The organism is Clostridium sp. AF15-41 (genome assembly GCF_003604095.1).
GTDB lineage: Bacteria > Bacillota > Clostridia > Lachnospirales > Lachnospiraceae > Coprococcus.
This window is the reverse complement of sequence record NZ_QTMQ01000018.1, coordinates 13439-33201: the sequence shown is the minus strand read 5'-3', so window position 1 is coordinate 33201 and position 19763 is coordinate 13439. Positions and strand designations below refer to the sequence as shown.

19 protein-coding genes are annotated in these 19763 nt (G+C 41.6%); 15 read left to right on the top strand and 4 right to left on the bottom strand.

The annotated features are described in order from the left end of the window. Positions 1-5 precede the first annotated feature (5 nt). The 9 genes from DWW43_RS11130 to epsC all read left to right on the top strand — a co-directional run bounded on the left by DWW43_RS11130 (position 6) and on the right by epsC (position 11536). Positions 6-944 (top strand): energy-coupling factor transporter transmembrane component T, encoded by a 939-nt coding sequence (locus DWW43_RS11130; protein WP_243104479.1) that lies wholly within the window; start codon positions 6-8, stop codon positions 942-944. Positions 945-962: 18 nt separating this feature from the next. Beyond that, positions 963-3746, top strand: coding sequence for an ECF transporter S component (locus tag DWW43_RS12205; RefSeq protein ID WP_119963599.1), 2784 nt, complete (start codon positions 963-965; stop codon positions 3744-3746). 53 nt (positions 3747-3799) lie between these two features. Next, positions 3800-4426, top strand: coding sequence for a YkgJ family cysteine cluster protein (locus DWW43_RS11120; RefSeq protein ID WP_119963598.1), 627 nt, complete (start codon positions 3800-3802; stop codon positions 4424-4426). A gap of 34 nt (positions 4427-4460) precedes the next feature. Then, positions 4461-7826: a hybrid sensor histidine kinase/response regulator gene (locus DWW43_RS11115; protein ID WP_119963597.1), complete on the top strand. Its 3366-nt coding sequence runs from the start codon at positions 4461-4463 to the stop codon at positions 7824-7826. Continuing rightward, on the top strand, positions 7826-8209 hold the full coding sequence (locus DWW43_RS11110) for a response regulator (protein WP_119963596.1): 384 nt from the start codon (positions 7826-7828) through the stop codon (positions 8207-8209). Before DWW43_RS11115 ends, DWW43_RS11110 begins: the two co-directional genes overlap by 1 nt. A gap of 13 nt (positions 8210-8222) precedes the next feature. Then, a complete protein-coding gene (gene ybaK / locus DWW43_RS11105) occupies positions 8223-8702 on the top strand; it encodes a Cys-tRNA(Pro) deacylase (protein ID WP_119963595.1) in 480 nt (159 codons plus the stop codon). A 14-nt stretch (positions 8703-8716) separates the two neighbouring features. After that, the gene (locus DWW43_RS11100; RefSeq protein ID WP_119963594.1) at positions 8717-10033 is read left to right on the top strand and encodes a glycosyltransferase; all 1317 of its coding nucleotides are present in this window, start codon (positions 8717-8719) and stop codon (positions 10031-10033) included. Positions 10034-10280: 247 nt separating this feature from the next. Continuing rightward, the gene (locus tag DWW43_RS12035) at positions 10281-10463 is read left to right on the top strand and encodes a hypothetical protein (RefSeq protein ID WP_044945996.1); all 183 of its coding nucleotides are present in this window, start codon (positions 10281-10283) and stop codon (positions 10461-10463) included. A 170-nt stretch (positions 10464-10633) separates the two neighbouring features. Further along, positions 10634-11536 carry a serine O-acetyltransferase EpsC gene (gene epsC, locus DWW43_RS11090; protein WP_119963592.1) on the top strand — a complete coding sequence of 301 codons (903 nt, stop codon included), beginning with the start codon at positions 10634-10636 and terminating at the stop codon, positions 11534-11536. Positions 11537-11984: 448 nt separating this feature from the next. Here the strand turns inward: epsC and DWW43_RS11085 are convergent, their stop codons facing one another. The 4 genes from DWW43_RS11085 to spoVT form a co-directional block, all read right to left on the bottom strand. Further along, positions 11985-12224: an RNA-binding S4 domain-containing protein gene (locus DWW43_RS11085; protein WP_008402549.1), complete on the bottom strand. Its 240-nt coding sequence runs from the start codon at positions 12222-12224 to the stop codon at positions 11985-11987. Positions 12225-12293: 69 nt separating this feature from the next. Beyond that, entirely contained in the window at positions 12294-12752 is a 459-nt protein-coding gene (locus DWW43_RS11080) for a ferritin-like domain-containing protein (protein WP_044945999.1), read from the bottom strand. 196 nt (positions 12753-12948) lie between these two features. Then, positions 12949-13221 carry an HU family DNA-binding protein gene (locus tag DWW43_RS11075; RefSeq protein WP_008402552.1) on the bottom strand — a complete coding sequence of 91 codons (273 nt, stop codon included), beginning with the start codon at positions 13219-13221 and terminating at the stop codon, positions 12949-12951. Positions 13222-13408: 187 nt separating this feature from the next. Next, positions 13409-13954 (bottom strand): stage V sporulation protein T, encoded by a 546-nt coding sequence (spoVT, locus tag DWW43_RS11070; RefSeq protein ID WP_044946001.1) that lies wholly within the window; start codon positions 13952-13954, stop codon positions 13409-13411. Positions 13955-14340: 386 nt separating this feature from the next. Between spoVT and DWW43_RS11065 the strand changes: the two genes are divergently transcribed. From DWW43_RS11065 to hpt, 6 genes are all read left to right on the top strand, one after another. Then, positions 14341-14619: a YabP/YqfC family sporulation protein gene (locus DWW43_RS11065; protein WP_008402555.1), complete on the top strand. Its 279-nt coding sequence runs from the start codon at positions 14341-14343 to the stop codon at positions 14617-14619. Continuing rightward, on the top strand, positions 14619-14999 hold the full coding sequence (gene yabQ / locus DWW43_RS11060; protein ID WP_119963591.1) for a spore cortex biosynthesis protein YabQ: 381 nt from the start codon (positions 14619-14621) through the stop codon (positions 14997-14999). The genes DWW43_RS11065 and yabQ overlap by 1 nt, the downstream gene beginning before the upstream one ends. 85 nt (positions 15000-15084) lie before the next feature. Beyond that, entirely contained in the window at positions 15085-15384 is a 300-nt protein-coding gene (locus DWW43_RS11055; protein ID WP_008402557.1) for a septum formation initiator family protein, read from the top strand. Between the two features lie 130 nt (positions 15385-15514). Further along, positions 15515-17584 carry a SpoIIE family protein phosphatase gene (locus DWW43_RS11050; protein WP_119963590.1) on the top strand — a complete coding sequence of 690 codons (2070 nt, stop codon included), beginning with the start codon at positions 15515-15517 and terminating at the stop codon, positions 17582-17584. Positions 17585-17795: 211 nt separating this feature from the next. Next, complete coding sequence (gene tilS / locus DWW43_RS11045) at positions 17796-19238, top strand: tRNA lysidine(34) synthetase TilS (protein WP_119963589.1); 1443 nt, start codon at positions 17796-17798, stop codon at positions 19236-19238. Beyond that, the gene (gene hpt / locus DWW43_RS11040; RefSeq protein WP_119963588.1) at positions 19222-19743 is read left to right on the top strand and encodes a hypoxanthine phosphoribosyltransferase; all 522 of its coding nucleotides are present in this window, start codon (positions 19222-19224) and stop codon (positions 19741-19743) included. The genes tilS and hpt overlap by 17 nt, the downstream gene beginning before the upstream one ends. Positions 19744-19763 lie beyond the last annotated feature (20 nt).

Sequence of the window (19763 nt, the reverse complement as noted above, 5' to 3'; positions counted from 1 at the left end):
TATCAGTGGGAAAAGAAAATCAGGATGCATTTGCAGATTGTCATCCAATCGTTAATTTCATATATTTTGTCAGTGTGATCGCATTTGGAATGATGTCATTACATCCGGTGTGTCTGATGATAGCATTTATGGGAGCATTTGCATATTCGGTCTGCCTTGGTGGAAGAAAAGCGGTTTTGCGGAATCTACGATACATGATACCGGTCATAATTCTTACGGCACTGATCAATCCGGCATTCAGTCATCAGGGAGTTACGGTATTATGGTATTTTCCGACAGGAAATGCATTGACGCTGGAATCCATACTGTATGGACTTGCGGCAGCAGGGATGCTTGTGACTGTGCTTTGTTGGTTTGCGTCTCTTAATCGTGTGCTGACATCGGATAAGATGATCTATTTATTTGGAAGATTTGCACCATACCTGTCTTTGGTCATATCTATGGCATTGAAATTTTTCCCGGAGTTTGGAGCAAGGATCCGTCAGGTATATCAGGCACAGAAATGTGCAGGATTTATAGTAGAAGGTAGATATTTTAAACGTATAAGGACAGGTATGCGGGTAATTTCATCTGCGACGACCTGGGCACTTGAACGTGCGGTCATTACCGGAGACAGTATGCGCAGCCGGGGATATGGAATCGGAAGACGTACGGCCTTTTCTCTGTTCCGTTTTCACAGGCGGGATGCGGTCTGTCTGGCAGGAATATTGACCCTTGCAGGTATGACATTGGCAGGGTTCTTATCGGGGCAGATGGCGATGCGGTATTATCCGTATGTGGCTGTGGCGGCATGGAATATCCGGTCGAAAGTTGCATTTGGAAGTTATCTGGTTCTGGCAGTATGGCCGACCGGTATGCATATAGCAGAGGTATTGATGTGGAAGAAAAGATGCCGTGTGATGCAGTCGGGAGATACTATTGAGGCGGCAGTAGGCAGCCGGTAATACTTATTGGAGAAGAATATGAGTTTGTATGAGATAAAAGGTCTGACATTTGCATATCCTGATATCATATCAGAGCGTGACGATATATATCTTGATCCCTGTTTAAATGATATAAATATTACGATCGAACAGGGAGAATTCGTTGTGGTTGCAGGCGGTTCCGGGAGTGGAAAAACCACATTGCTCAGACAGTTGAAACCTGTGCTGACACCGAGAGGAAAAAGAGAGGGAGCAATTACCTTTGCGGGGCAGGAGTTTTCTCAGATGGATGAGAAAATGCAGACGCAGAAGATAGGATTCGTCATGCAGGATGTGGATGCGCAGCTGGTGACGGACAAGGTCTGGCATGAGCTTGCATTTGGACTGGAGAGTCTGGGACTTCCGACAGAGGCAATCCGAAAACGTGTTGCAGAGATGTGTTCTTTTTTTGGATTGAATTCAATTTTTCATAAAAAAGTAAATGAGCTGTCCGGTGGACAGAAGCAGTTAGTGAACCTTGCATCTGTGCTTGCGCTGTCACCTGATGTAGTGATTCTGGATGAACCGGCCAGTCAATTGGATCCGATGGCGGCGCGTGATTTCTTCCGATGCCTGGAACGGATCAATAAGGAGCTTGGAATTACGATCATTATTACGGAGCACAGACTGGAAGAGCTGTGGGCGATGTGTGACCGTTTTATACTGCTTGATCATGGAATGGTCTTATATGATGGAACGATACAGGAAGGGGTGCATACTCTGTATGAGACAGAACCATCTATCGAGCTTCCTGCGGCATGCAGGATCGCACTTGGTTTACAGGAAAAAGAACAGGTTCCGGTGACTGTTACAGATGGAAGAAACTGGCTTATCCGATATGACCGGGAACATGAACAGATTGGCGAAGTGACCACACGGGCATATAAGGGCGAGCATAAGATCATAGAGATAAAGGATGTATTCTTTCGATATGATCGGATGGCGTGCGATGTGCTGCATGGACTTAATCTGTCTGTCTATGAGGGTGAGATCCTTGCAATTAACGGCAGCAATGGATGTGGCAAATCCACCCTGCTTTCATTAATTGCCGGTGCGTGTATACCTTATCGGGGCAGAATCCGGATCGGAAAAGGAAAAAAGGTCGGACTGCTTCCGCAGGATCCGAAGCTGTTATTTACGGCATCCACTGTACGGGGAGAACTTGGAATTGAAAAAAATAGTAACGGTGCGGTGGCGCAGGATAAGACCGGACAGAGTAGTAGATATCGAATCACGGAGCTTTGCGGATTGACGAAGCTTCTTGAACGTCATCCATATGATCTGTCCGGTGGTGAACAGCAACGACTGGGACTGGCAAGAGTATTGATCGGGATGCCGGATGTTATATTGATGGATGAACCGACGAAAGGGATGGATGCGGAATTCAAGCAGACCTTTGCGGAAATCCTCAGAAAATTACAGATGCAGGGATGTACTATCGTGATCGTGAGTCATGACATCGAATTCTGTGCACAGACTGCGGATCAGGTCTGCCTGATCTTTGATGGAGAGACAGCAGTTGTAAACGGTGTAACGGAATATTTTACAGGGAATGAATTCTATACCACGGCAGCGGCAAGAATTGCCAGAGGTATCGTGGATCATGCTGTTACGGTTAAAGACGTTCTTGCGGTGTATGGGAAAAACACAGATCGGTCAGGCACGGATGCAGGAGCCTCACGGAAAAAAGCGGATAAAACGCTAACAGATATAGAGGCTTCCGAACAGACAGAAAAGAACACAGGCAAGCATAAACAGTCAGGTGTGAAATCCGGACAAATAGAAGATAAACAGCACAAGAGCATAGTGTCAGGTAAGGCTGCATTTGTACACAGATTAGGTCTGATGATAACAACGCTTGTTATGGCGGCCTGCTTTATCATAACGATTCGCCAGTCTGATCTTACCCGCTTGATCGATGATGGCAGGGTGACATCGGAGGGTATTATATATATAGGGATATATGTGATCTTTATATTGATGGTCGGGCTTTTTCTCTGTCTGTTGGGTCCTCTGGCAAAGGCACAGGACAGGGAGATTGAACGAAGAAAACGGTACCATATCAGCCGGAAGAATATGATAGTAACGATTGCCTGTATTCTGGCAGCCGCAGCTACGATCTGGATGGGAAAAGCTGTACTGTCGGATAGAAAGTATTATTTTATCTCGCTTTTGGTTTTGATCGAGATGATGATCCCGTTTGGAGTGGCATTTGAAACCCGAAAGGTATCGGCAAGAGATCTGGTAACGGTTGCAGTCTTATGTGCACTGGCAGCAGTAGGAAGAACCGCATTTTTTATGATACCGAATTTTAATCCGGTTATAGCAATTGTGATCATAAGCGGAGTGGCATTTGGCTGCGAAACCGGATTTATTACAGGAGCAGTCACGATGCTGGTGTCGAATATGGTATTTGGTCAGGGACCATGGACACCATGGCAGATGTTTTCGATGGGACTGGTAGGATTTGCCGCCGGGCTTGTCTTTAATAATTCAAAGATTCGGGGAGAACAACTGACGCGTCTCTCCCTTTGCGTATTTGGTGGATTTTGTTGTATTATAATATATGGCGGCATTATGAATCCTGCATCCGTGATCATGTGGCAGCCGACGGTCAATCTGCAGATGATCATTGCTGCTTATGTGACGGGATTTCCGTTTGATGTTGTACAGGGATTTGCCACTGTGTTATTTCTCTGGCTTATGGCTTGCCCGTTTCTGGAGAAATTAGACCGGATCAAGATAAAATATGGAGTATTGTGTGAGGTAAAAGAACATGCTTAGAAATTGCAGCTTGGATTGAGATATCGGATGGACGTCTGTATGAAGCAAATGATATGGTAAAAGCATATTGTAATGAATGTAAGGGGTGCCATGCCTGTTGTGAAGGTATGGGTGAATCGATTATTTTAGATCCTTTAGATATATACCGTCTGACGAAGGAGACAGGAAAAAGTTTTGAAGCCCTGCTTGCCGATACAATCGAACTGAACGTAGTGGATGGACTGATCCTTCCGAATATCAAGATGGTAGATGGGAAATGTTCATTTTTGAATGAAGCGGGAAGATGCAGTATCCATGCGGCACGTCCGGGCTTCTGTCGTTTGTTCCCTCTTGGACGATATTATGAGGATAGCGGTTTCAAATATTTCCTCCAGATTCATGAGTGTGAGCGTGCGGGAAAGGTGAAGGTGAAGGTGTCAAAGTGGATCGATACACCGGATCTTCAGAAGAACACGGAATATATCAATCGTTGGCATGATTTTCTGAAACAAGTGCAGGAGTATATGTGCAAACTGCCTGCAGCAAACGATGAAGCAAAAGCGGATGAACAGACCAGACAGATCTGTATGCTGATATTGAATCTGATGTATATTGCGAGGTATGAGGAGCAGAAGGATTTTTATGAGCAATTTGAAGATCGAATCGTAAATCTGGAAAAACTGATAGAACATTTGGGGTAGGAACGGATATCAGTGTTGGGGAAGGTGATGGAAAATGGAAAAACGATCATTTCAGAAATTAATTATGTATGTTAGTATTGTTCTGATATTTATAGCGGCTGTGGTTCTTGTGTTTTGTGCAAGAGAAGTAAAAAACACGACAGAACAGGTGAATGATACTATAAAGGGTAATCTGGATTATGCTTCTGTTTCCTGCGAAAATATCTTAACGGATGCGGTTAATGTACTGAATGTAAATTATTTCACTGTTCAATATATGAATGAGAAAAATGAAGACGAAGCCATGCTGAAGGAATATTTTGTTGAGCAGACAGAATATCTGAAGGACAGACTTGGATTATCTTATCTCGGCATATATGGATATATTGATGGAGAATTGATGCTGAGTGGGCAGTGGATGCCACCGGCCGATTATCATGTAGAGGATCGGCTCTGGTATCGGGAGATCATAGCAAATGGAACAGATCTGACATTTGTAACGCCATATATCGATATGAAGACGGGAAAACAGGTATTGACCATTGGAAGAACAATGGAAAACGGAACAGACATGGTCGGGGTAGATCTGGACATAAAAAATCTGTCAGAAATGCTGCAGATGCTGCAAAATGATATTGGCGATTTATATATTGTAAATTCATCCGGAATTATTGAGGCCGGCACTGATTTTGATATGGTTGGAAGCAGCCTGACGGATTATTACGGGAAAAATGAAAAGACGCAGTCCTATGAAGATAAGATAAATGAAGAATTGGAACAGAATAGCGACATTGTATCCTATAAGACGGCTTCATCATGGATATCGGTCAAGCCTATCATGAATGATTGGTATGTAGTATCAATTATTAATAAAGATAGTATTAATCGGCTTATAGCAAGAAATGCGATACCATCTGCGGTTATTCTTATAACTGTTTTGGTCGTATTTTTCATGCTCTATCTGAATTTATTTGTTCGGTTGCACAGAACTAAAGATCAGACAGGAACAGAGAAGCTTGAAGTATATCGATATTCCTCCGGAGCGGTACTGGAAGATGATAAACGCTTAAAATATATGGTATTTTACACATATTTGTTACTGATCTGTTTTTTTGTTACGGCATTTCTTCGTTATGAAAGTGGAGCGGGTTTTGTCATTATAACATTTTGTACGGTTCCCGGCTGTATATATGTGACTTGTTCCGAAAAAACATCCGTTAAGGCGCATGGCTTCTGTATGACGGGCTGCCTGTTTATGATAATTGCCATGTATGGACTTCTGCCGGATGGACACAATCGTTTGACGGAAATGTTCCTGACAGCCATGGTTATTATTTCGTTATACCAGATGATTGAATTGAATATATTTATGCTGGTCAGTATAGCGATTTATTATCTGTATGCTTTGTTGTCAGATCATATGCAGGATGCATCAGGTGGAAGAGATATTGATGGCTGTATAACGGATATGATAATTATTTTGCTTGGAAGCTTAATGCTGTTAGTGGTAATTGCCTGGAATAAGAGGCTTCAGATCCAATTGAAACAAAATGCACAGGAAGCAGAGAAAGCAGCAAAGAGTGAGTCGGCGTTTCTGGCAAATATATCTCATGAGATACGGACACCTTTAAATGCGATACTTGGTATGAATGAACTGGTTTTGCGTGAGAGCAGACAGCCTCATATCAAAGAGTATGCAATGTATATAAAGAATTCAGGAAAAACATTGCTTACGATCATCAGTGATATTCTGGATCTGTCGAAGATTGAATCCGGAAAGGTTGATATCATAATAGAGAGATACAGCCTGAGCAGTCTGATAGAAGATGTTGAACGATCGATCCAGAAACGGGTAATGGAAAAAAACCTTCAGTTTAACATATCGGTTTCACCACATATGCATGAGTATCTGCAAGGCGATGAAGTCCGAATTAAACAGATCATTATGAATCTTCTGATAAACGCAGTGAAATATACAGAAAAGGGATGTATCAGTCTTCGAATCACGGGTGAAAGTCAGGATACTATCCAGAAACTGTTCATAGAGGTGGCAGATACCGGTATCGGAATGCGGGATGAGGATCTCGGAAAATTATTTACGAAATTTGAACGGTTTGATCTGAAACGGAATCGTTCGGTAGAAGGAACCGGTCTGGGACTTCCGATTGTAAAAAGCCTTCTTGATGCCATGGGAGGAACTATACAAGTACAAAGTGTATATGGAAAGGGATCAACATTTACCGTAGCTCTGACACAGAAGATTGCAGATGAAGAACCGGTTGGTGACTACAGGGAAAGATACAAAAAGCAGATTCAGACGGAAATAGCTTATCACGAAATGTTTCATGCAGAGCGAGCACATGTTCTTGTTGTGGATGATAATGAGGTAAATCTGAAGATCATAGAAGGGCTTGCTAAAAGAACCGGAATACAGATGGATATGACTACCAGTGCAAAGCAGGGACTTGCCATGATCAGAAAACAGGAATATCAGTTATTTTTAATTGACCATATGATGCCTGAGATGGACGGACTGATCATGCTCCAGAAGATAAAAGGTATGGATGGTGGAAAATACAAGCATATCCCGGCAATCGCCATTACGGCGAATGCACTCTCTGATGCGAAACAGATGTATCTGGATGCAGGCTTCAATGGATATCTTTCGAAACCGATCGATCCGGAACGATTTGAACGTATTCTGATGGAGAATCTTCCGGATGAGTATATTACAGTATGTGATAAAACGGATGCAGAAGCTCATAAATCTGATGTTCCGGCAACACAGATCAACATTCCCGGAATTGATGCAGAGAAGGGTCTGTCTTATATAGGCAATAGCGAGGAACTCTATATCGATCTTTTACAGACCTATTTGACCGGAAGTGAAGAACGTATACAAAAGCTGGACGCCGGCAGAAAAAACAGAGATCTGCAGGCATACGAGATTGCAATCCATGGCCTGAAAGGAATCTCGGCCAGTATAGGAGCGGATGATATGGCTCAAGCGGCTGCGAGACTGGAGGTTGCATGCCGGCATGAAGAAACGGCATGGACTGAGATAGACCGGGAACATGCGGATACAATGCATCGATACAGAGACCTTTTGAGACAGATAAAAAAATGGCTTGCGAATATAGAATCAGATGGTACAATAGAAACTACAGGAGTCACAGATATAACAGAAGTGCTTATAATACTCGACAGAATGAAACAGGAAGCCTATGATTACCGGGAACAGGCGGCATGTGAGGATTTGAAAAAGCTATATCACATTAAAGTGCCGGTGATCCAAAAAGAATTGGGAACCGGATATTTTGGCATTCTGGACAGGCTGCATACATATATATCAGATTATGATATGGATAAGGCATATGATGTGATTGAAAAACTCGAGACAGATATTAGGAGGATGCTTTAGTGAAAAGGACAGTTTTGGTTATAGATGATGACAAGATGATATTGGATATGATACAGGGTGTTCTTGCAGACAAATTTGATGTGTCTGCGGTAAATGATGGACAAAAGGCATTCCGCGTACTGGAGCGTGTACGTCCGGATATTATTCTTCTGGATTTGAAAATGCCCGGAATGGATGGGTATGATGTGATATCCAGACTGAAGGTAAATCAGGAGTATAAGAATATTCCGGTAATCTTTCTGACTGCGGTAACAGATGAATATTCCGAAACGAAATGTTTTGAAGCCGGTGCAGAAGATTATATCTGTAAACCGTTTACAGCGAATGCGCTCACAGCTCGTATAGAGCGCGTATTAAATATACAGGATTGTGTACTTTCATAATAGGGTAGAAACCATGGGAAAAGAAACTAAGACAAATGCTATGCGTATTCTGGATCGTATGAAGATTCCATATACGCTGAATCAATATCAGTGTGATGAATTTATAGATGGTGTTCATGTAGCAGATCTGCTTGGACAGAGTTATGACGAAAGCTTTAAGACGATTGTAACGATTGGAAAAAGCCGGTCATATTATGTATTTGCACTTCCAATCGATAAGGAGATTGACCTGAAAAAGGCAGCTAAAGTAGTAGGAGAAAAGAATCTGGAACTGCTTCCGGTCAAGGATATCAATAAAGTGACCGGTTATATCAGAGGCGGTTGTACACCGATCGGAATGAAGAAGCAGTACAAAACAGTTATACACGAAAGCGCAAAGCTGCTTCCGCAGATGATCGTATCAGGTGGAAGACTGGGAGAACAGATTTTGTTGAAACCGGATGACCTGCTTCGTGCGGTGAACGGAGTGTATGCGGATATTATAAAGGAGTAAGTTAGGGAGTTCTTATGATAAAGGTATCAGTAATCGTACCGGTATATAATGGAGAAAAATATCTGGAACAATGTCTGGACAGTATTTGCAATCAGACATTGCAGGAGATAGAGATCATATGTGTGGATGATGGTTCAACCGATTCATCTTGGGATATTTTAAATCGATACAAAGATCAGGATGATCGTATTCAGTTGTACAGGCAGCAGAATCTGTATGCAGGTGTTGCCAGAAACACAGGAAAATCACATGCAACAGGTGAATATCTGGTATTCTGGGATTGCGATGATTTCTTTGAACCGGATGCATTGGAAAAAATGTATGATCAGTGCCAACAGGATCAGGCAGATATATGTGTATGTGGTGTTAAGAGATATCTACAAGATATAGGTATTGGCTATACCGGAAAAAATTATGTAAATAAAAAGAGAATACCGGAAGAGATTCCATTCAATATAAAAACAAATGAGAAATATATTTTGACTTTTTCTACAGTTGCTGCATGGAATAAAATGTATCGACATGACTTCGTGGATAAATGGAATATGGATTTTCAGGCACTAAAACATGCGAATGATGCATTTTTTTCTGCATGTACACTTTGCCTGGCAGAAAAGATTACAATTGTAACAAAACCACTAGTCTGGTATAGGATTAGTCAGTCCGATAGTCTGATGGGAAAAGCACAGGAATCTCCACTTGACCCGATATATGCATGGATATCAGTGAAAGAGTATTTGGAAGGGAAAGGTTTGTTCCCAAAACAAAGCTTTGATAACCGGGTATTAGATGTGATTTTCTACACTTTGTCTCATATGAAAACTTGGCTGGCGTTTGAAACTTTAGTTTCTTATTTGAAGACAGAAGGTTTGGAAAAACTTGGAATTACAACGGTTGAAGATGATTCCTATTATAGCATAGAGTATCATCAGAAATGGTTAGAACATCTGCTACAGGATTCAACAGAAGATTTTATAAGCTTTATGCTGTATCAGACATATCTTTTTAAGGTGAAAAATGTAACTCAAAAGGAACATTTGTCAGAAACATTGAAAAGGACACAAAAGGAACTTCAAAAAGCAGAGAATAGAAAGACAACATTGACAGCAAGAAATGAAGCTCTGAAAGAAAAACAAAAAATATTAAAAGAAAAAAATGCTGATCTTAAACGTCAGCTTACAGAACAAAAGAAAAAGAATGAGGCTCTTGGGAAGAAGCTGAGGACTGTTGAACAGGAGAATCAGAAGATAAGAGCATCCTGGTCTTTCCGGATCGGAAAAGTCCTTGTGTGGCTGCCCGGTAAGATCAAGCGGTTATTTCGAAAGCAATAAAACAATTTAAAATCGCACTGCGACAGGAAAAATCTTATTTTAAGTAGAAAAAATGTTGCATTATGTCGAAAAGTTGAGTATAGTATAAACAGATGTACGCAGATGGAAGCGTGCATCTGTTTAAATGAATACAAAAGTAATAAAAGAAAATTGGGGGGAGAATCATGAACGTAATTCTGAAAGTTCACAATCAATTCAGCAAGCAAGAATTAAATCTGATCCATGTTCTACATCGGGAGATGGTAGCATGATGGTCGCATTAGCCTTAGCAGTTGTTGTATTAGTCATAATTATCTGTATTCTTCTGGTAGCTTTTGCAGAGCAAAGAGTGCAGTATGAGACCAGAATTTTAAACCTGCAAAAGGAACATAAACAGTTTTTAGAAGAATTAAACCGTAGGATCGAAGATATGAGAGCGGAGAATCTGTAGAGAAGTTTATCTGTGACCTGTTCAAAAAAGAATCCGGTAATGAAAAACAAAAATATTTACATTTTCCATTGAAATGTTATACTAATGCTGTATATTGTGCAGTATTTCCGAGGACATATCGTGACTGCCGCATATATTGATATTAGGAAACGAAATGGAGTAAGTCTGAAATGGAATTTGAAAATGATGTTAAAACAGTCATTGCAGAAATGGCTGAGGAATTAAATAAGAATTATTCAGATCAAAAATTATTTGATCTTTCACTGGGTGAACGCCTTCCGCAGAAAGATGAGATCATTGATTTTGTAGATGAACTTCGGAAAGTAACATTTCCGGGCTTCTTTGGTAGAGAGAATATGGCATATGCTAATAAGAAATATTTTGCAGGACATAAGTTATCGTTGTTATATGATAAGTTGTTCCGTCAGATCAAGGTAGCATTGAGCTATAAAAACGGTGCCAAATCCTATCAGGAGATCACAGAAGATGCACAGGAGAAGGCACTGGGCTTTATCCGAAGGATACCGGAGGTGCAGGCGTTGCTGTGCAAAGATGTAGAAGCAGAATATAATGGAGATCCTGCAGCGAACAGCAGGGAAGAGATCATCTTCTCTTATCCGGGTTTATTTGCGATATTTGTATATCGATATGCGCATGTGCTCTATCAGATGAAGGTGCCGTTTATTCCAAGAATCATGACAGAATATGCGCATGGCGAGACAGGAATTGATATTAATCCGGGTGCAAATATCGGCGAATATTTCTTTATTGATCATGGAACGGGAATAGTTATCGGTGAGACCACCGATATCGGAAATAATGTAAAGATCTATCAGGGAGTTACTCTTGGTGCACTGTCGACCAGAAAAGGTCAGCAGCTATCCGGCGTAAAACGTCACCCAACCATAGAAGACAACGTAGTCATCTATGCAAATACAACCATTTTAGGTGGTGAGACCATTATTGGTGCAAATTCCGTAGTGGCGGGAAATACCTTCGTAACGAAGTCCATCCCTGCAAACACCAAAGTTGCCTCCACTATGCCGGAACTCGAAATTAAAACCTCGAACTAAACGGACAAAACAGATGAACTATCCACAACAGCCTGACTATAATTGACTCGCACAATTTCTATTCGATGCACATGCCTGATTCGTAAATACTCCTGTGCCAACTCGTCCTTCGGACTCAAACAGGCACCCGTATTTACTGGCAATGTGCATCTCATAACGAAATTTTCGCTAATGTCAATATATAGTCAGGCTGTTGTAGATAATTTATCTGTTTTTGTCTTTGATACAGATATAAAGTCTGCGTATCCGGCTGCTATATAAACAATGACATTCATGTAGTTTCATGATGAGATACACTCTAGCCGTCAGCACCAAGCCCATGTCTGAACCCGTAAGGGTGAGTTTGGGCGACTGCTGACAAATGGGCGAGTGTATCGAGTAGAAACGAAATGAGTCATGTGTTTATATAGCAACCGGGTATGCAGACTTTATATCGTCATGAAAGACATTACAAATACCGGAACATTTCTTTGGCGTCTTCTTTTTTGGTGGAGTCGGCGATCATTGTCACTTCAACCTTGACGGTCTTATTGCCGAATCCAATCTCGATAACGTCGCCAACTTTTACATCGGTGGATGCTTTGGCGACTTTATCGTTTATCATAACACGTCCGGCATCGCAGGCTTCATTTGCGATGGTTCTTCTTTTGATCAGTCTTGAAACCTTTAAATATTTGTCTAATCTCATTTGTATATCTCCTTTTGTATTTTAAATGATAGTGTTCTATATAGTCATAAAAGTATTTTGTTGGAGGTCTTATGCCATCCCGTTTGCTGTTTTGTATTTGAAGAGCATCTCGGCATGATTCTGTTCTTCAATCTGGATGTCGGCAAGAAGCTTGCGGATTGCACTGTCGCCAAAGATGAATACATCACTGTTATATTCAGAGGATGCGAGCTTTTCACTGGTGATACAGTCCGTTGCAAGAAAGGCATCGTCCTTCTTGTCCTGAGACTGTCCGAGCTGGCTGTAGGTAGCTTTTGGGTCATAGTCTCTGCCATCACTGTCATTGCAGTTGCAGCTTGGCACGGTTCCGGTCAGAACCTGCTCCAGACTGTCGTAGTGCTTCTGTTCATTCCTTTTCAGCGTGGTAAATAATTCCTGTAACACAGGATCCTTTGCCTGAGCTGCATATTTGCCGTATTTGTCAATGCAGGCCTGTTCCAGTGTCTGAAGATCCTTGATAGCCTGTTTTTCTTTCTCTTTTAAAACCATAGTTATTGCCTCCTGTATTTTATATGGGTTGGTACATATAACAAGCCCACATAGATAAATGTGTGGTGCTCTGTTTTTGCATCTGTAAGAAGTATTACCAGAAGACAATCGGATTATTCCGGAAAACAGAAAAACAAAAGGGATGCTGATTTATACGATGCAGCATCCCTTAAGTACTTGATTCATTCTATAAAAACTAGTTAAGTGAATCCTTTAAAGCCTTACCAGCTTTGAATTTTGGAGACTTAGAAGCAGCGATTGTCATTGTTTCGCCTGTTCTTGGGTTTCTACCTTCTCTTGCTTCTCTTTCAGCAACTTCGAATGTACCGAAACCAACTAACTGAACCTTCTCACCCTTCTTTAATTCTTCAGCTACAACGTCTGTAAAAGCCTTTAAAGCCTTCTCAGCATCTTTCTTTGATAATTCTGTCTTTTCTGCCATAGCAGCAACTAATTCAGTCTTGTTCATCGAAAAAATCCTCCTAAAATACTCATAATATATTATCCTGGTGAGCTAAACCGGATAACTCCTGGCGTAGATCACGCCCCAACATGTATATTTATACCTAAAATGCCAGTATTTGTCAAGGTTAGAACGCCATTTTGCCTTGAAAAACCTAGATTTTTCGCTGCTTTTCAAGGCAAATGACACAGAATTAGTTCTCCATCTGTTTTCCGAGAAAATTAGCAGCAATGATCGCAGTTTTTTGTTCTGTTTCACCGAAACGCATTTTGTCATCCTTACTCAACACAATGACTGCACCGATCGCGTCGCCCTCACAAATGATTGTCTGAATTACCTGACCTGCATATGCTGTATCATCTGAAGTGATATTGACATATCGGGTATCGCCATGTCGGGCAATAATATTTTCTCGATCGTTAATGACTTCCTCCAGATCTTTGTGGATTGCTTTGCCTACCAGATCTTTCTTGGGCATTCCGGCGACAGCAATGATCTGATCACGATCGGCGACACAGACCGGACAACCAAGGATCTGTGAGATGGAATCCACATACTGTTGAGCAAAGGTTCCAAGCTCTCCAAGCGGGGAATATTTTTTTATGATAACTTCGCCGTCTTTTCCGGTAAAGATTTCGAGTGGGTCGCCTTCCCGGATCCGAAGCACGCGGCGGATCTCTTTTGGAACAACGATCCGGCCAAGATCGTCGATACGTCTGACAATTCCAGTGGGTCTCATACTTGTATTTTCCTCCAATGTCATATTTTGTAAGAATGTCTTAACTGTTCTGTTATGATCCATTCTCTTTTGCTAAGTTTTAGCTTTGTAGTTAGTATGTGGCAAATATGTGGATTTATGCATTCGCGAAGATACTTAAGCAGCAAAGCTATTATTATAAATAATATAAAATTATTTTTTTATATGCTCGGTACAGATATCAGGATTACGTCATAATTTAAGCAGTGTGAATGACCATCTGTCAAAACCTATCAATATCGGCAAGATGGAAGAACTGTTTGTTGAGATATGGAATTGAGAACATGTTCTACTGCAGAAATAAGCTTCATATATTGTTCTAACAGACTTAAGAAAGCTTCTGAAGGCTTTTGGCGGAAGGGTGGAGCATGGAGAAAACGCAGAATACTACGAGCGGGCATAAGCTTATTATGGATGCAAGAAAGGAGGCCAGAATAACCGGAGTGGAGAAGGTCATCTCATTTGAGCCGGATCTGGTATTTTTGATCACTGAAGCTGGCAAGATGAAAATAACCGGAAAAGATATGCATATGACAAATCTGGATATTGAGAAGGGGCTGCTTGATCTGACAGGTAAGGTTGACTGTATCTGTTACATGACGGATAAAGAGAACGGAACATTTTCAATTAAGAGGCTGTTCAAATAATGACAGAGATGTTGGAGCAGCAGTCAACAGCCTTTGCAGTATGCGTATTATTCGGGGCCGGGATAGGATTGATCATAGGCTTATTTAATGCTTTTAAAAAAGTGATAAATATAAAAGACGCTTGGATTGGCTTTATAGATCTCCTTTTTTGGCTGGTATTATGTGCGACAGTAATTTGGACGACATTTACCTATAACAGCGGCGTGATACGTTTGTATATTTTTTTAGGATTTTTTTCTGGAATCGGACTGTATTTTTCTACTATAAATTGGGCTGTTTCCAGACTCTTAAACTATATATTGTGTGAGTTGAAAAAGGGGTTGAGAAAAGTGATTTTCCAGGCAAAAAAGCTTGTTGACATAATTTGTTCGAGAAGGTAAAATTATGTCAATGCACTTCGAAAACACTGTTTTTTTAGGAAAACAATGCATCGAAAAAAGAAGCCTGACAATAGGGGAATGGATTATGGGTAGAACAAATACCAGAAGAAAACAATCAAAGATATGTACAGCGATCATTATTGTTTCGCTTCTGCTGTTAGCAGTGATCGTGGTAGTAAAATCTATCTCGCTTCGTGAACAGAAAGCAGAATTAAAGGTTCAGGCAGCAGAGATCTCAGCACAGATTGAAGAAGCACAGGATGAACATAAGAAGCTGGAAGAAAAAGAAGAATATATGAAGACGAAAAAGTACGTTGAGGAAGTAGCCAGAAATCAGCTCGGTCTGGTATATCCTGACGAAATAGTGATTCGTCCGAAGGAATAAGTACATAAAAGAGCCGGAAAAATAAAAAATAGTCAGAATAAAGCGATTGCTGTTTTCAGCATTCGCTTTTTTTTTACGTGTTATCTCCGTATAATGTCTGACACTTAAGGCGAAAAGGGAGGACACATATATGAATGAAAAAAAAGTGAATCGTATGCTGTTATATCTGATCGGATTCCTATGCGGACATTCTGCGATCGTTGGTATGCATCCGTTTATGGTTCCGATGCTTATTGCAGTTTATTATATGAAACAGAGTACGTTCGGTCTGTTCACAGCAATGCTTTTTGGCGGGGCGGTGTTATATGGCGGACAAGGTTGGAACACGGGGCAGATATTTCGGATGGGACCGTATGTGATGGGAACGGGTGAAAACTCTGCTGCTTATTTCTTAATAAAATACAGTGTGATCCTGGTGGCTGTTCTGGTCTGCATGAACCTTGAAGGTGGGTTGAAATGCAGGCGATCGGGAGGAACTCGTACATATCTGATACTTGCCGGAAGCTGTGGATTAATAATATTCGTCTGGTCATTTATATGTGGTATGTACATTTTCGGTATGCAGGATGCGGCGCTTATGGCTTTATTTGAAACAGTGATATCTGTCGGAACGATACCTGTATTTCAGACAGGAACACAGGTTTTGTTATTACAGAAAAGAGAGAGAGAGAAGTACAATGAAGAATTGCTGGGGGTTCTGGTTCTGACTGCTGTTTGTATGTGGGGGATGCCATATATGATCGGTAGGGCAGTGAGCTGGCTGTTAATGTGTAGCCTTTATGTGTCGTGGTATACACTTCACAGGTTTGGTGCGGGTTACGGAATGGCTGTCACAGGCGTATGCGGATTCATTGCGGCGGTTAAGAGCGGAAGACCGGAATTAGTCGGTGGATTTTTTATATTTGCAATATTGATCCTTGCAGGGCGCGCACTTTCGGATAAAAGAAAAATGGGAACCATTATGGCGGTAACTGTAGCCTGTATTCTGACGGGATTTATGTACGATGATTATTTCCTGACATTTGAGGGAATCAAAAGTGTGGGAAGTGCGCTGCTGATCTTTGCGGCGACCCCCAAATGGTTGCTTACGGTTCAGGATGGATGGATTCAGTCACAGTATAATCTTCAGACTGCGACTGAGATGAACCGTATCACGGCAGAGAAGATACGTGAATTATCCGGGGCATTTAAACGGATCGAATATACATTGGCAGGATGTGGACCTGCTGCAGCAAGAGTAGATCTGGGTGAGGTCGGAGATATGATCGGAAGATTTTCCGATAATCTGGCAACTGCTGAACCGGTTTCATTGAACAGGGAAGAACGGCTTCGTGCAAGCTTTATGGAGCATGGGGTTGTCATGACACATTTATCATCTATGAAGAATGAGATGAATCATATTCAGTATTATATAACAGCAAGAACGAAGAATAAGAGGATCATGTTGTCGAGAGATGCGGCAGAAATCATGTCTGAGGTATTGGACAAGCAGATTCGTGTGTCAGAGGATGCACCTGCGATCATATCGGAAAATGATCGTGTGGTCGTATTTGAGGAATGCGCAAAATATCGCTGCACATATTTTGTCCGCAGAATTAAAAAATATGGGTCAAATGTCTCGGGGGATAATTTTTCGGTAAAGGAGCATGAGGATGGCAGGCTTATTATGATGATATCAGACGGAATGGGCAGCGGTAGTCTTGCGTCCTGCGAAAGTACATTGATGATCGATACAATGGAGGAATTACTGGATGCCGGATTTGATCCCTCTTATGGAATAACATTTTCAAATGACTGCATATCGGCAAAGAACAGTGGGAGGTGTTTTACGACATTTGATATGGGAATCATAGATCTGTACAGCGGAGAATTGACACAGTATAAGCAGGGGGCAGCACCGACTTATATTATTCATGAAGGGGATACGGAGGTGCTGCGGGGAGCATCCCTGCCGATCGGTATCCTTGAATCTGCAGAATGCGATGTGATCCATCAGGAACTACAGCCGGAAGATCGGGTAGTGATGGTAAGTGATGGAGCTTTGGGAGATGAGGATGAGATGCAGGAGATCATTTCCACGCTGAAAACGGATGACTGCAAGGAGACACTTGATCGTATTGTCTCACAGGTGCTTTTTCGCTGTAAAGGTAAACTTGAGGATGATGTGACGGTGATCGTGGCAAAATTGGAAATAGCATAAACTTTCTGGTTTGTTACTTGAAATTTATAGCGGGCTTGTATTAAGATAACGAAGAAATGTATATGACCGGATGTAAAATAACGAAGCTGCATATATCGGTGGATGTAGGATTTTAAAGAAACGTATATACAATATGCATACAAAGATACAGGTAATGAATATAGATGATCGAATATCCGAATCATAGAAGACGGACAGGTGTGGAAAACATATGACAGAAAATACATTAGAAGAACAGATTTATCAATTTATAAAAGAACAGAATTTGCTTGAAGCAGGAGATAACTGCATCGTTGGTGTGTCCGGCGGAGCGGATTCCATCTGCCTGCTGACGGTTCTTGCAGGACTTCGGGAGAAAATAGAACTCAAGTTATATGCGGTCCATGTTAACCATATGATCCGCGGAACAGAGGCAGATGCAGATGAATCTTATGTGGCAGAGTATTGTAAGAAGCTTGGAATACCATGTGACTGTTACCATATCGATGTGCCGCAGCTTGCAAAGGAACAGAAGCTGACGGAGGAAGAAGCGGGAAGAAATGCCCGGTATGAGGCATTTGCCCGGGCAGCGGACAAGTATGGCATCACTGATTATAAGGTGGCAGTTGCTCATAACAAAAATGATGTAGCAGAGACGGTATTGCTCAACATGGTAAGGGGAACGGGGATTGCCGGAATAGCCGGGATACCGGTAAAGCGGGACCGGATCGTGCGTCCGTTACTTTCATGTACCAGAACGGAGATTGAGGCTTATCTGGAACAGCAGGGGATACAGTATTGTACGGATTCCACAAATCTGGAAAATGATTATGCCAGAAATAAGATCCGTAATCAGGTGATTCCGGCATTTAATGAGATAAACACACAGGCAGCGGCACATATCAGTCAGGCAGCAGCCTATGCGGCTATGTATGATACCTATGTGATGAAGCAGGTAGGATATTTTCTGGATGAACATATGGAGATACGGAAACAGACCGGAAAAACAGATGCATATGTATTGGAAATCGGGAAGCTACGGGAACAGGATGAACTGATCGAGGATCTTGTGATCTTAGAATTGATTGGCAGAGTCAGCGGCGGAAGAAAGGATATCGGTCAGAACCATGTAAGAGAAGTGAAGAAGCTGTATCAGGCAGCTGCGGGAAGCCGGATCATGCTTCCGCATGGTGGAATGGTATATCAGAATTATGGATATCTGTGTTTTGAGAAGACAGCAGAGGGTGCACGCGATGTCGACTGGCAGGAGATAGTTATAAAAGGTGCAGGTGAATATATCCTGCCCGGAATGGGAAGGATGAAGATTGAAATATTTGAGAAATCTGTTCATTTAGATTTAACAAAAAAAGAGTATACGAAGTTTGCAGATTATGATAGAATACAGAATGGCATTACTATCAGGAAATATATGGAAAATGACTATATGGTGATCGCATCAGACGGCTCAACGAAGAAGATAAACCGGTTATTTTCATCCTGCAAGATACCGGTGGCAGAGCGTTTGCAGATACCGCTTGTAGCTTCCGGACATGACATCATCTGGGCAGTAGGCGTCCGGTTGAGTGAGAAGTATAAGGTACGGCCTGATACAAAAAGAGTAATATGTTTAGAATATATACCAGAAGGAGAAAATGAAGATGAAAGAGCAGATTAAAGTCATGATATCTGAAGCAGAAGTAGATAACAGAATCTCAGAGATGGCAGCAGCTATTGATAAAGCATATGCAGGAAAGACCGTTCATCTGATCGGAATATTAAAAGGAAGTGTATTCTTCATGTGTGAGCTGGCGAAGAAGATCACGGTTCCTGTAACCATGGATTTTATGTCAGTCAGCAGTTATGGAGATGATACGAAATCATCAGGAATTGTGAAGCTGAATAAGGATCTGGACGAATCAATAGAAGGAAAAGATGTGATCGTCGTTGAAGATATTCTCGATTCAGGAAGAACGCTGTCGTATCTGATCAAATTATTAAATAACAGAAAGCCGGCGAGCATGCAGGTAATAACGCTGCTTGATAAGCCGGAGAGACGTGTGATTCCGGTTGAATTATATATGACAGGATTTACGATCCCGGATCGTTTTGTAGTAGGATATGGACTTGATTGTGCACAGAAGTACAGGAACCTTCCATATATCGGAGTGATTGAACAGTAGATATCAGACTGTTTATATAA

What these genes read in the sequence shown, in the direction of transcription:
- DWW43_RS11085 (WP_008402549.1), bottom strand. Translation starts at nt 12,224, where the DNA reads ATGAGATTAGACAAATATTTAAAGGTTTCAAGACTGATCAAAAGAAGA.
- DWW43_RS11075 (WP_008402552.1), bottom strand. Translation starts at nt 13,221, where the DNA reads ATGAACAAGACTGAATTAGTTGCTGCTATGGCAGAAAAGACAGAATTA.
- spoVT (WP_044946001.1), bottom strand. Translation starts at nt 13,954, where the DNA reads ATGAGACCCACTGGAATTGTCAGACGTATCGACGATCTTGGCCGGATC.
- DWW43_RS11115 (WP_119963597.1), top strand. Translation starts at nt 4,461, where the DNA reads ATGGAAAAACGATCATTTCAGAAATTAATTATGTATGTTAGTATTGTT.
- DWW43_RS12205 (WP_119963599.1), top strand. Translation starts at nt 963, where the DNA reads ATGAGTTTGTATGAGATAAAAGGTCTGACATTTGCATATCCTGATATC.
- epsC (WP_119963592.1), top strand. Translation starts at nt 10,634, where the DNA reads ATGGAATTTGAAAATGATGTTAAAACAGTCATTGCAGAAATGGCTGAG.
- ybaK (WP_119963595.1), top strand. Translation starts at nt 8,223, where the DNA reads ATGGGAAAAGAAACTAAGACAAATGCTATGCGTATTCTGGATCGTATG.
- DWW43_RS11055 (WP_008402557.1), top strand. Translation starts at nt 15,085, where the DNA reads ATGGGTAGAACAAATACCAGAAGAAAACAATCAAAGATATGTACAGCG.
- hpt (WP_119963588.1), top strand. Translation starts at nt 19,222, where the DNA reads ATGAAAGAGCAGATTAAAGTCATGATATCTGAAGCAGAAGTAGATAAC.
- DWW43_RS11100 (WP_119963594.1), top strand. Translation starts at nt 8,717, where the DNA reads ATGATAAAGGTATCAGTAATCGTACCGGTATATAATGGAGAAAAATAT.
- DWW43_RS11080 (WP_044945999.1), bottom strand. Translation starts at nt 12,752, where the DNA reads ATGGTTTTAAAAGAGAAAGAAAAACAGGCTATCAAGGATCTTCAGACA.
- yabQ (WP_119963591.1), top strand. Translation starts at nt 14,619, where the DNA reads ATGACAGAGATGTTGGAGCAGCAGTCAACAGCCTTTGCAGTATGCGTA.
- DWW43_RS11065 (WP_008402555.1), top strand. Translation starts at nt 14,341, where the DNA reads ATGGAGAAAACGCAGAATACTACGAGCGGGCATAAGCTTATTATGGAT.
- tilS (WP_119963589.1), top strand. Translation starts at nt 17,796, where the DNA reads ATGACAGAAAATACATTAGAAGAACAGATTTATCAATTTATAAAAGAA.
- DWW43_RS12035 (WP_044945996.1), top strand. Translation starts at nt 10,281, where the DNA reads ATGATGGTCGCATTAGCCTTAGCAGTTGTTGTATTAGTCATAATTATC.
- DWW43_RS11050 (WP_119963590.1), top strand. Translation starts at nt 15,515, where the DNA reads ATGAATGAAAAAAAAGTGAATCGTATGCTGTTATATCTGATCGGATTC.
- DWW43_RS11120 (WP_119963598.1), top strand. Translation starts at nt 3,800, where the DNA reads ATGGTAAAAGCATATTGTAATGAATGTAAGGGGTGCCATGCCTGTTGT.